This is a genomic window from Alteromonas sp. 76-1 (assembly GCF_900654235.1).
Lineage (GTDB): Bacteria > Pseudomonadota > Gammaproteobacteria > Enterobacterales > Alteromonadaceae > Alteromonas > Alteromonas naphthalenivorans.
The window spans coordinates 2,060,640-2,073,345 of sequence record NZ_LR136958.1; the positions used below are offsets into that span (position 1 = coordinate 2,060,640).

A 12,706-nucleotide genomic window follows, 5' to 3' on the forward strand; every position below is an offset into this window, starting at 1 on the left:
CAATTAACTATTTTTAGTGGTAGCATCAATTATCAACCTGTTGCAGTGCACCACTAAAATGAGCTACCACTTAAATAATTTTCTAAGAAAACAAATCTCAAGTGATGATCCTTCTTATCTATACCTTTTACATATAGTTAAGAGCCGGAAAGACAAGAGATTGACTAAATCTGTATTCGCGGAGTTAGGAGAGCTGGGGAGGTTGAAGCGACGAGTAGTAAAGTATGCAAATCACTTCAGGAGTCTAGTTAATCCAAATGCAGAAATAACGCGTGATAGCTCGTCTATCGTCCTCAGTGCACTTAAGTCCATTCAAGTAAAAAACTTTAGGGGCTTTTCTTCACTTAATGAAAATGACGAAGGCACATTTATTTCGTTTACCAAGGGAGTTAATGTGTTTTTTGCGCCAAACGGTGGAGGTAAAACCTCATTATGTGAGGCGATTGAATACAGCCTTACAAATGACGTTAAAGAGGCTAACCGTCGGAATACCCCCATTAAGAATTATATAAAAAATGGAGGAGTTCATAAAATAAAGTGCATTCTAGCCAGTGGTGCAGAGGCTCCTGTCTCTCCATATTGGAATAGCTGTTTTATCGATAGGAATAGACTTCATGAGTTTTCTTTACTTGGTTCAAAAGATACTAATGTAAAACAGTCCGATGTTCTCGCCACTCTCTTTGAATTAGAAGAAATTGACGAAATTATCAATGGCATGGTTAAGCCAGCATCGTTTAGAGCAAATGACTTTATCAAAACGTCGGGAGATGTGAGCTATAGAGAAGCAGTTCAAAAACTGAGAGATAAAAAATCTATACGACGAAATGAAATTTTCAACATTGAAAATAATAAATCTGAACTAGCTGAATTATTTGAATTGAAAACATTTGATGACGTAAACATCAAGGCGAGAAAAAGTTATTACACAAAGCTGAAAGCACATTTGGTGGCTTCTACACAACGATTTGAAGTTGCAAGTGATGAATTAGATATTTATGGTTTAACTAAGTATTTAAATGCACTTAAACGTTTGAACAATAAACTTGAAGAGAAAAAAGCTAAGCTTAGAGCAGATTCAAGTAAGCTGAATTACCGACAGCTTTACCAGGCGGTCCAAAATTTCGATGACATTTCCACACTCGAAAAATGCCCAGTTTGTGAGACTCCAATAAGTGATGTCTGCAAACATCCGCGTGATGTTGTCAAAGACGAACTACCGAAGCTTGAGCATTTAAATAAGTTAACTATTGCTTGTGAAAAAATTGAAGAACGAATTAAGTTTCGAGTAGATATCTCTTCAAACTATATTGACAAATATCTGAACGAGCATCGAGACTCGCTCAGCCAAGAGATCGTCTCCGTTCTCAACGCGATTTTGAACTCTGACAAAACTGATGTATCAGAGTATTCAACTTGCCTTAGCGCACTAGTTCCTTATGAGAAAGAACTAGAGCAGTTAAATGCCTTTCTGAAAGCAAAGAATAAGAGAGTAGCTAAAAAATCTAGTCGCTTAACTTCGTTGAACTCAACGATTGGTGAAATAGAAGAAAAGATTCGTGCGTGCGTGGCACTAGAAACTGACATTAATGCAAGGGAAAGAAAGTTATCGGAGTTAAATGATGATGTTATTCGAATATTGGCTGACATTAATAGAAGCAATATCCAGAGAAAAAATGATAATGAATTTAATAACTTTGCGAAAGCACTTGAAGAGAGCTACAAGAAACTTTATGAAGAGCTCACTTTATATAAACAGGAAGTAGAGTTAGAGAACATTAGTGGTATAGAACAAGCTACTTTGCAGTATTACAACCAGATAAACAAGCATGATGCGCCAAGTGATGTTGTATCAGAGATTAAATTCAAACAAACCAACGGTACCTATCGGATTATTCTCAAAATGCAAGATGAAGAAGGTGATGCATTTTGTGTGCTCAGTGAAGGGCACCTCAGAGCATTGGGTCTTGCCTTACTGCTTGCAGTTGCCAAGAAAAATAGCCACCCAATCATAATATTTGACGATGTAGTGAATGCAATTGATACAGAGCATAGGTCAAACATTATTGATATGTTCAGTGAAGATAGCTATTTGAGAAATATACAAAGAATTATTACAACACACGACAGGATGTTTTGGGAGAAATTATCAAACAAAAATAAAAAAGCAACAGATGCAGACACATTCTCTAGTAATGTATTAAAGTCCACGAATAAAGGGATAGTGATACAGAATTATGGTGTCAGTTATTCTCAGAAAATAAAAGAAGCACTAGACGTATATGACGTTAGACAAGCTCTAGTTTATTCAAGAATTTGGTTTGAAACAATGGTCAATGAATATTGTGTAAACAACTCTATTCAGATCACAACTCAGTTTACTAGCAGACAGTTGAAGAAAGATAACTGGTTGGAAATCAGTTTAGAGGCAACCTATAAAGAAGTAGGTGAATCACTGGGTGATAGTACAGTAACGTTTGACTTTTTGAAAAATGATTTACTTAACTGGAGTGGACAAAACCAAGAGCATCATGCTTTTGACGAATATAACTATAACTTTTCGCATGCCACTACTAGTTTAGAAGTTCAAAATATTTACGAGAAACTGTGGGTATTCGAAGCACAATTGAATCCAACTTTTACGGTTGAAAAATTGAACTATGAAAAAGCTCAGAGGGAAAGTGTAAAACAAAAACTGACGAATCAGTTGAGTAATCCGAATTTCATTAATAAAGCTCCAGCCAGCTTGGTTCAAGCTTACAGTGATAAATTAGTTGAAGTAAACTTCGATATTAGCTTTTTGGAGCGAGTTTTAGAACAAGTTTAAAACACTGAGTCTTAGTCTTAATTACAACAGTCATGTTTGATTTATAGGGCTTAATAAAATTTGGAAATCGTATAAGAAAGATTAGTGGACAATAATATTAACTGATAATAATTAGTTAATTAGTTAATTAGTTAATTAGTTAATTAGTTAATTAGTTAACCTGTATTATTCGCTTAAATATTTATGAAGATGAGCGACGCGCATATTGGTTCATTTAACAATAAACTTAACTTTCAGGCACAGTTGTCAATTTGACCTTTCCTCCAAATTTAAGACCATGACATTGATGATATTTCCAATAAACTGGAGACAACGGAGATCTCAAAATCAAAAAGCGTTACACCGAAGAACAAATTATTCGAGCGATTAAGCAACGTGAGGCTGGTGCCAAGGTCGATGACATCTGTCGCGATATGGGTATTTCCTCAGGCACTTTTTATAATTGGCGAAGCAAATACGCCGGTTTGGAAGTCAACGAAGCCAAACGCCTCAAAGAGCTGGAATCTGAAAACAATAAACTAAAACGACTTTTTGCCGAGAAAATGCTGGAAGTTGAAGCGATGAAGTATGTTGTCTCAAAAAAGTGGTAAAGCCTACCGGCAAAAAACGTGTCGCGGCTCACTTGATTGAGCGATTCAGGCTCAGCGAACCAAGCGCTTGTAGGCTTGCTTGAATTAGCAGAACGGCATATCGATAAGAAGACTGATGATGTTGTTAGAAGCCGTCTAAAGAAACTTGCGACTCACTATTCGCGCTATGGCTATTTAATGCTGCACGGTTTGCTCAAAGGCGAAGGGCTGGTTCAGAACAGGAAACATACCTATAGATTTTATACGGAAGAAGGGCTTCAGGTTCGAACGAAGAAGCGTAGGAAGTTGCAGCGACCGCGCATGCCAATGGATATACCAACCGCTGCTAACCAGCGTTGGTCTATGGATTTTGTTGCTGATCACATAAGTAACGGCCGTCGATTCAGAGTGTTGAATGGTGTTGATGACTTTACGCGAGAAATGGTGGGGCAACTGGTATCTGTTTCGATTAGCGAAAGAATGGTTGCCCGCTTCTTAACTGACTTAATTGATGCTAGAAGAAAACCAGGTTCTATTGTTTGTGACAATGGGACAGAATTTACGAGTAAAGCGATGTTCTTCTGGAGCAAAGAAAACCACGTTACGCTTAGTTTTATTCAGCCTGGTAAACCAACACAGAATGCATTTGTTGAAAGTCTCAATGGCAAATTCAGGAATGAATGTCTCAATCAACATTGGTTTAGGACATTAGATGAAGCACGTTACGAAATCGATCTATGGCGTGAGCATTACAATCATGTTCGGCCTCACAGTTCACTGAACTATATGTCGCCTGTTGAGTTTGCAAAACAGGCAACATAATATGAAAATCTCATCGACGGTTTGGTACTAATTTCGGGGAAAGGTCATATAGTGTACGTCCCGTGTTGTCGATATTTGAGAAAGAGACATTTCAGCGTGCTTTGGTTGCACAGCATTGCTTAAATTTTTTCCCGCTGCCGCAAAGGCAAGGTAAGTTACGGCCGTATTTTACTTTGCCGCAGTCATCATGGAGTATCCCGTCGTGATAGCACCATTTGCCATCTTCAACAATAAAGTTCGATGTCTCATGTAACTGATATAGGTTTTTATTTTCAAAATAATAAGCCGTAAAATCTACCGTATCCGTCGCGCCTTCATTTATTAGCACTGTAGCCTGAGTAACCCCTTCGGCTTGTTTAATAAGAGCTACATTCTCGGTTTCACCCACTTCCAGTGCAAACCACGTGGCATTAGCTGCATTGGCTGTTAATTCATCAACACTTAATTCCGGTTGACGCACTTTTGTGTAAGTAGCCAGTACATAATCGAATTGCTTACTGGCATACGCAGAAAAACGAGAACGCATTAACTGAGCAGCAGTTTGAGGTGTGGCTTGCCCTTTTAAAAAAGGTTCACAGCAGGAAGAGAATGGTAAATTTGAACAGCAAAAACATCGCATAATTTTTTACAACCAAGTTAGCAGTGCACATATTAAATATATGTTTGGGAAATGTGCACTCGGGCGCAATGCTAACGGTTAATTAAGCGAATTACCATGGCCCTATCGCAAGGTTGCCTTCACTTAACGCTGAATCTACTCGCACATTTACCAAACATACTGAATAAAGTTCGCAAAGCTTTTTGATCATATCGCTATCGGTAGGTTGCAAATCTAAATCAATATTTTCAACATACAGTGTTTTGCATTGGCCGCCGGTTATCAGTTTGCTTATCCATTCTGGCATTTTTTCTTTTTCAGGTTTTTGAATACGGATAGCGTGGTCGACTTCTTTTGAAAACGACACTGAATCGGCCAATAGATAATTCCAGCCCTTACTCGTGCCACCTTTTCCTTCACCTGGATAGCCTTCGAAAGGTAAGGGGAGCTGTACAACATTAGAAATAGCGGTGCTTGAAACAGACTTATTGGTCACTGAGGTACGTAATGCCTGTAAACGTGCAATTGGGGAAGTGTTCATAGCGTTACCTTTTCGTAAGTTATTTTAAGACTGGTTATCTATACAGTGTGTATGCGTATACAGTAGTTACAAGTTAAAAGGATTGCAAGCATTAAATTGTGTTTTTTTCACACAGTGCTTATTTCTTAAATGCTTTTGAATGGTTTTACCGATTTAAAGATGCACGTTCTTCGCGCGCAAACGCTTTAATATCAATGACTACAGCGTATTGTCGGTTAAGGGTAGGCGTACAGCCACCAAAGGGTAAGCAAACTTAATGACTAAATTGGCGACTTAGGTACACTACAACCGCATAGAATTTCATTAGGTTAAACACGATGGCGTGAACCTAGTAACAAAAAATAAGGCATGATTTGCGGTGAGCAGTTTAATAACACTAGGGTATGTTGGTATGTTTGTTTCAGCGTTTCTGGCTGCCACAATATTACCCTTAAGTTCTGAACTGGTATTTACCACCTTGGCGCTAAACGGTTCATCTGCGTTGGTGTTACTCGTTGTTGCATCTGCAGGTAATGTGTTGGGTTCAATCGTAAATTATGTTTTGGGCTTTCGCTTCGGCCAATTGGCGGCGACCAAGTTGCTGCGCGTTTCTCACGCCACCTTTATGCGGGCTGAAGTCATGTATAAAAAGTGGGGGAAATGGTCTTTACTGCTAGCCTGGGTGCCAATTATTGGTGACCCATTAACTCTGCTAGCAGGCACCTTACGTACGCGTTTTTGGTTTTTCTTACTGATTGTGGGAATAAGTAAAACTGCGCGATATGCCGCGCTGTTGTTTTTTATCACTCACTAAATTTGCACCAGTACTGATTAAATTTGTACAGTGTGTTTCCGGTTTTTATTACGAGCATGTTTTTTTCGCGCAGTAGTCACCAAACCTTTAATTCGGTTGAATAACAATACAAAGGCAAACAGCCAATACCATATGGGTTCTTGCCATAGGGTTTTTTGCGACCATGAAAAATGAAGCAACGCCAAAGGTACTATTAAATAAATACTGTTATGTAAATGCTGCCAACGCTTGCCCATACTGCGACGAATTTTCTGAAAAGACGTTACTGTCAATACGAAGAGCAAAACCAAAGCAGTAAGCCCTACAACAATATAGGGCCGTTTAACCAACTCGGTAGCAATCAAGCCCATGTCTAGTTGCAGTTCGAACAGGATGTAAGTCACAAAATGCGACAGTGCATACACAAAGCTATATATCCCCAGCATTCGCCTGAATTTAATTGGCTCTGGGCTAGGCAGTATTTTTGCTAATGGGCTTAACATCAGCGTAATAAGTAAAAGGTGTATTGCCCATATACCGGTTTCGTTTAGCAACGTATCAACAGGATCGGGGCCTAAATTATCTGTTATGCCAGCGTAAAAAAGGCCAACTAAATACCCAAGAGCCAGTAAATGAATGATGCCCTTTAACGACCTGCGAGTTAAATTTGAAACACGAACGGGTTTTTTGAATATTTTCATTAGAAGTTACGGGTTAAATCCATGTTTGCATAAAGTGGCGCTACTTCGCTGTAACCATTGTACATTTCGGTAGGTATTCTATTACGTGACAACAAGCCACCAGTGGTAATACGGCGTTCGCTAGCTTGACTCCAGCGTGGGTGTGATACGTCAGGATTAACGTTCGCATAAAAGCCATATTCGTTAGACGCTAAGCGGTTCCATGTAGTGGGGGGCTGCTTATCGGTCAAGCGGATACGGACTATCGACTTAATACTCTTAAAGCCGTACTTCCATGGCACAACTAATCGAACGGGGGCGCCGTTTTGTGGTGGTAGAGTTTTACCGTAAAGTCCTACCGACATTAGCGTAAGAGGGTGCATGGCTTCATCTAAACGCAAGCCTTCAACGTAAGGGTATTCAATGCCGCCACCCAAGAAACGGTTACGCTGCCCCGGCAACTGTTTAGGATCGTCGAGGGTTTCAAACGCAACATATTTGGCTGACGATAAGGGCTCTGCCGCTTTGAGTAATGCGCCTAACTCATAACCAATCCAAGGGATAACCATAGACCATGCTTCTACACAGCGAAGGCGATAGATACGCTCTTCAAGTGGAAAACGTTTCGTTAAATCATCAAGATTTAGTGTAAGCGGTTTGTTCACCAGCCCATCTACTTTTAACGTCCATTCAGAAGTATCAAATTCTTGCGCGTTTTTAACCGGTTCGTCTTTAGCAGTACCAAACTCATAGAAGTTATTATAAGAGGTGGCCTTAGCTTCTGGCGTTTGAGTTTCGCTAATTTGATATTTTTCTGGTTGGCTAAATTTCAATGCTTGGGTTTTGAACGCCGCGGCTTGCTTTTCATCGTCTTCCCAAAACCAACCTGCTGCATTCGCGGAGTTTGAAAGCAGAGCAGAAGCACCTACAAAACCAAGAGATTTTAGTAACTGGCGACGATTAAGGTAAACACTTTCATCGGTTACGTGATTGTCGGTTAGCTTGACTGATGGTTTAAAGGTTTTGGACATGCTTACACCATTATTGTTGAGCGCGCTTAAACATTAAAAAAATCGATACGCAGAGTAACTTCGGCTTCGCGCGAAGGCGCCGAGGTTACATTACTTACGTGAAGGCAAGGTTTTAAGATTGCAAAATGTAATACACGCGTACTTTTTAAAAAGGATAAATAGCAACTACAGATTAAACGTGCATATATAAAGACCCTTTAAATAAGAATAAAATTTCATGCATTACAAAGAACACCTCGTTTAAAACACAAAGCACGTCAATCTTTAATCTCACCCCGAGAATGGGCGTAACTTTGGCATGTAACCTTATCTTCACCAAGCAAAAATGGATAGCGAACACAGCAAGACACACAATAGCTTTAAAGGATACGAGTTAGACTAATTAGGCTTTTTTGTGCATAGTAATCAATAGCTTTAGCTTGAGCTAAAAATAAAAAGCGCGTAATTTAAATGGTTTACCTATTTTAATAACAAGTATAAAAATGAAAGCCAACGAAAAAGAGCGATCAGCGCTATCTGGCTCAGAAACCAGAGATGTGATCACCCCGTATGCCTTTAAAGTTGACCACGCGCTATTAGGTATTCCTCTAGCCACACCGATTAAGCGCGCACTGGCAATGATCATTGATGTCATTTTAATATTTATGGCTGCAAAGCTTAGCGCAACGTTAATTGCCTTTGTTGCTGCTATGGCTTTTTATAAAGGCACTGCACAACAATACCTTCCTAAAATGTCGCCGTTTTGGCGCAGAGCCTTAAAGCTTTTTGCGGCAAGCTTTCTATTTGTAAGCTCGCTAACGGTACTCTCATTAGCAATAGATTTCTTTGAAGGCGATAGCGCTATACAAGGAATTCAAATAGAAGAAGCAGAAGGGAAAGATGAGTTAAGTGAGCATGATAAATCAATAATACGTACCAATTTAGCGCAAACAGACAACGATAAAAACTGCGATGAAATTTGCCAGAGCGCTGCTAGCGCTAATTTAGTTGCTCAATTACCTGAACTTGCTGAAATTGAAGACGCTGAAAGTACTCAATTTACCCGATCGCTACTGCACTTGATGGCTATAGCAGGTGAAGACTCTAATGCAGCAGAAGATAGTAAAAATACAGATTTAGTGCCAGAGAGCATTGCGGGCGAAGTTACAAATGAAAGTAGCACAACATCTGTCACCAGTATTTTGCAGTGGGGTAAAGGGATTATTCAAGATCTAGGTTTAGGTTTCGGTTGGGCTGCGGTTTATTTTACCTTGTTCTCTTTACTCTGGCGCGGGCAAACTCCAGGTAAAAAAGTGTGTAATATTCGCGTGGTTTCGCTTAGCGGTGAGCCACTTGGCATGCTTGATTGCTTTGGCCGGTACGGCGGTTACGGAGCCGGTTTTGCGACGGGGTTATTAGGCTTTTTACAAGTGTATTGGGACCCAAACAGACAAGCCATTCAGGATAAAATATCTGCCACCGTGGTTATTCAGGGGAGTGTGAACCAAGTTGTAGATGCGCAAACCGTTGCAGATGCAGTTAACGTTTAGCCCTGGTTTACGCAAATGAATAACTTTTCTCCACACTCAACCTTTTCCACGCTTAACGCTAACCGTGAAAGTTATCTTGAATGCCACCTTGTCGAGGAGAAAAGAGTGTGCCATACAAGCGTGAGGCAAATTCATCGGTCATACCAGAGATGTAGTCTGCCAGCACGCGCATGCCGTTATTTTGTTCGCACGCTTTCAACCAACGCTCTTGGGTATTTTCGGGTAATAAGCGTTCGGGATCAGAGCTGAAGGCTTCAAGTAGCTCCATCACTACCATTTGGCCTTTATATTCAAGCTGCTGTACATCAGGACGACGAATCACTTTGTTATAAACAAAGCGCTTGAACAGTTCTAAACCACTTTCAAAGTCGGTTGGCATCTTAGCGTTATAGGCAAGCAGCGGATGCTCAAAGCCTTCTACATCGGCTATTTCTATGGCGGTAATGAAACTGTTTACCAAAGCACCAATAGCGTTTTTACGCTCGTGATGGGCTTTGCTGAAAAGCTTATCGGTCAGTTCATCAATATTATCTGACAACCATTTTATCTCTAGTGACTTGAGCGGCATGGTGACATCGCTAATAAAGTCTTGTCGGTTCACCATGTCCATTACAATTGCGTCTTCTAAATCGTGTATGCCATAAGCAATATCATCCGCAAGTTCCATAATCGAGCAATCAAAAGACTTGAAGCGGGTTTTACTGTGCTTGTTATCAAACTGGTTGAATGACATGAGCTTGTCTTTGTCAGAAGCGCTAAACGGCGCTAGCAACCAATCGAACAAAGGTTCGTCGCAGCGAAACAAGCCTTTAGGCGGATGCCATTGGCTTGCTTTGACTTGGCGTAATGATGCGGGGCGCTCACCCATAACATTAGGGGTTGTTAAGGTATCGATAAAATTGGGGTATTTCACAAGGCCCAGTACACTTCGGCGGCATAGGTTCATGCCATGCTCGGCGGTGTAGGGTTCTAATTGAGTAATTATACGAAAGGTCTGGCCGTTGCCTTCAAAGCCGCCATGTTCGTGCATCATATAATGAAGGGCAATTTCACCACCGTGTCCGAAAGGCGGGTGGCCAATATCATGGGCCAAGCATAGGGTTTCAATAAGCGTAGCATCAAGGGCTAATTTACTGGCGATATCTGGAAACTTACCGCATAACTGCGCAGTAATACCTGTGCCTATTTGCGCGGCTTCTAAAGAATGGGTGAGGCGAGTGCGATAAAAGTCACTTAGTCCAACCCCCAACACTTGGGTTTTGGCTTGTAAGCGCCTAAAAGCGGCACTGTGAAGTACGCGAGCTTTATCTCGCTGGTAGGGATTACGATGATCGCCATCGCGAGAAACACTGCGCGGCAGTCTGCGTGCGTGTAATTCTTCTTCCCATTTTTGTACTGTCACAGTGTGTTCCTTTTTTAAATTTCTTCCTGGGTAATTTCGTCTAAACTAAGCGAAAAACTAGGCACATAGCGAGTCAGGAAATAATCGACTTCATCTGAATGGTATTCTTTTAAAATCTTATCTAAACGCTTTTTCGCCAATTTGAATTCTTGGTTTCCTGCAGAAAGTTCTTCTAAGGTTTTCAAGTAGGCGCATAGCACGTCGGCAGCCTTAACAATAAAGGCTTCTTCTTCTGTGTGAAAATTAGCATCAATGAGTGAAGCGTAATCCTCTTTGAATGCGTCTGGTGCCATGTCGATTAAAATGTTTTCGGCTATCTTTTCAATCTTTTTGTATTCGTGCTTAATATCAGGATTATAATATTTTACCGGTGTTGGTAAATCGCCCGTTAGCACTTCAGACACATCATGAAACATCGCAATGGTAGCAATACGTTCTGCGTTTAATGTTCCGCCAAAAAACTTGTTCTTTATTAAGGCGAGGGCGTGAGCCACCATGGCTACTTGTAAGCTATGCTCCTGAACGTTTTCCGTTCTTACATTGTGCATAAGCGGCCAGCGATTAATCAGTTTTAATCGGGCAAGGTGAGCAAAAAAATGACTTTTATCTGACACGTTAAGCGCCTTGTTGATAGTGTTGAAAGAAGTTACCTATACGGTGAAGCGCAGGAACTAGCACATCACTGTGAGGTAAAAACACTAAACGGAAATAAACGCCGTCAGTCAGATTAAATGCTTTACCGTGTACTAATAGAATCTTTTCAGCGCGCAGCAAATCTAAAATCATCTGCTCATCATTGTTTATGTTGAATTTTTTCTCATCAACGCGAGCGAAGCAATACATAGCACCTTTAGGCTTAACGCAGTGTATACCATCAATACTGTTTAGCATGTCTACCGCCACATCCCGCTGAATGCGTAGGCGACCCGTGTCTTTCACTAAATCGTTTATGCTCTGATAGCCCCCTAACGCAGTCTGAATTGCACTTTGGCAGGGAACGTTCGCACACATCCGCATAGACGACAGAATATTTAAGCCTTCAATGTAATCTCTTGCTAAACGTTTGTTGCCACTTACCACTAACCAACCAGAGCGAAACCCTGCAACACGATAGTTTTTCGACAATCCGCCGAACGTTACGAAAAATACATCATCAGCAAGAGAGGCAATACAGGTGTGCTCGGCATCGTCGTATAAAATTTTATCGTAGATTTCATCACTGAAGACAACTAAGCCATGTTCTCTTGCTAAATCGACGACGTCTTGCAACAAGGCTTTGTCGTACACAGCGCCAGTAGGGTTGTTCGGGTTAATTAGTACAATAGCCCGTGTTTTGCTGGTGATTTTGCTTTTTATGTCGTCTAAGTCAGGGAACCAGCCCGCTTGTTCATCACATCTATAATGTACTGGAGAGCCTGATGACAAACTGACTGCCGCTGTCCACAATGGATAATCTGGGCTTGGGATCAGTACTTCGTCGCCATGATTAAGTAGCGCCTGCATAGCCATCATTATTAATTCGCTAACGCCGTTACCAATGTAAACATCGTCTACACGAATATGCTGAATATTGCGCTGTTGATAATATTGCATAACGGCCACACGTGCTGCGTAAATTCCCGTTGAATCTGAATATCCTTGAGAAGTTGGCAGGTTATGAATAACGTCTTTAAGAATATCGTCGGGGGCTTCAAAGCCAAATGGGGCAGGGTTACCAATATTTAGTTTTAAAATACGGTGGCCTTCATCTTCCATCTTTTTAGCTTGCGCCGCAATGGGGCCGCGAATGTCATAACAAACGTTATCTAATTTGTGTGAGCGAGATACAGTTTTCATGGTCTTTCTGGTTAATTTACAGACCTTGAGGTTAACGTAAACCACATACCCTTGCGAAGCCTAATTTAGCGCTAAACGTGAAAAATATTTCGATTTGGTTAA

10 protein-coding genes and 1 pseudogene are annotated in these 12,706 nt (G+C 40.8%); 4 read left to right on the forward strand and 7 right to left on the reverse strand.

Annotated features, from left to right (window positions below):
• The first annotated feature begins 160 nt into the window (after positions 1–160).
• Both ALT761_RS08695 and ALT761_RS08700 read left to right on the forward strand, forming a co-directional pair.
• Entirely contained in the window at positions 161–2,824 is a 2,664-nt protein-coding gene (locus ALT761_RS08695; RefSeq protein ID WP_197724991.1) for an AAA family ATPase, read from the forward strand.
• 326 nt (positions 2,825–3,150) lie between these two features.
• Positions 3,151–4,215, forward strand: a pseudogene (locus ALT761_RS08700) (IS3 family transposase).
• A 91-nt stretch (positions 4,216–4,306) separates the two neighbouring features.
• Here ALT761_RS08700 and ALT761_RS08705 read toward each other — a convergent pair.
• Both ALT761_RS08705 and ALT761_RS08710 read right to left on the reverse strand, forming a co-directional pair.
• A complete protein-coding gene (locus tag ALT761_RS08705; RefSeq protein ID WP_129738044.1) occupies positions 4,307–4,834 on the reverse strand; it encodes a YchJ family protein in 528 nt (175 codons plus the stop codon).
• Positions 4,835–4,925: 91 nt separating this feature from the next.
• Positions 4,926–5,354, reverse strand: a complete 429-nt coding sequence (locus tag ALT761_RS08710; RefSeq protein ID WP_129738046.1) for a deoxyguanosinetriphosphate triphosphohydrolase — start codon at positions 5,352–5,354, stop codon at positions 4,926–4,928.
• Between the two features lie 358 nt (positions 5,355–5,712).
• Between ALT761_RS08710 and ALT761_RS08715 the strand changes: the two genes are divergently transcribed.
• Complete coding sequence (locus ALT761_RS08715; RefSeq protein WP_232043566.1) at positions 5,713–6,147, forward strand: YqaA family protein; 435 nt, start codon at positions 5,713–5,715, stop codon at positions 6,145–6,147.
• Positions 6,148–6,164: 17 nt separating this feature from the next.
• On the opposite strand, the gene ALT761_RS08720 is transcribed toward ALT761_RS08715, so the two are convergent.
• Positions 6,165–6,827, reverse strand: a complete 663-nt coding sequence (locus ALT761_RS08720) for a sulfite oxidase heme-binding subunit YedZ (RefSeq protein WP_129738048.1) — start codon at positions 6,825–6,827, stop codon at positions 6,165–6,167.
• Positions 6,827–7,837 (reverse strand): protein-methionine-sulfoxide reductase catalytic subunit MsrP, encoded by a 1,011-nt coding sequence (gene msrP, locus ALT761_RS08725; protein WP_129738050.1) that lies wholly within the window; start codon positions 7,835–7,837, stop codon positions 6,827–6,829. Before msrP ends, ALT761_RS08720 begins: the two co-directional genes overlap by 1 nt.
• 482 nt (positions 7,838–8,319) lie before the next feature.
• On the opposite strand from msrP, the gene ALT761_RS08730 reads away from it, so the two are divergent.
• Entirely contained in the window at positions 8,320–9,366 is a 1,047-nt protein-coding gene (locus tag ALT761_RS08730; protein ID WP_129738052.1) for an RDD family protein, read from the forward strand.
• 58 nt (positions 9,367–9,424) lie between these two features.
• Here the strand turns inward: ALT761_RS08730 and ALT761_RS08735 are convergent, their stop codons facing one another.
• Genes ALT761_RS08735 through ALT761_RS08745 form a run of 3 tightly spaced genes read right to left on the reverse strand, consistent with a single transcriptional unit; the run spans position 9,425 to position 12,604 of the window.
• Positions 9,425–10,768, reverse strand: coding sequence for an anti-phage deoxyguanosine triphosphatase (locus ALT761_RS08735; protein ID WP_129738054.1), 1,344 nt, complete (start codon positions 10,766–10,768; stop codon positions 9,425–9,427).
• A 14-nt stretch (positions 10,769–10,782) separates the two neighbouring features.
• Positions 10,783–11,382 (reverse strand): 5'-deoxynucleotidase, encoded by a 600-nt coding sequence (gene yfbR, locus ALT761_RS08740; protein ID WP_057792155.1) that lies wholly within the window; start codon positions 11,380–11,382, stop codon positions 10,783–10,785.
• Between the two features lies 1 nt (position 11,383).
• A complete protein-coding gene (locus tag ALT761_RS08745) occupies positions 11,384–12,604 on the reverse strand; it encodes a pyridoxal phosphate-dependent aminotransferase (protein WP_013784313.1) in 1,221 nt (406 codons plus the stop codon).
• Between the last annotated feature and the right edge of the window lie 102 nt (positions 12,605–12,706).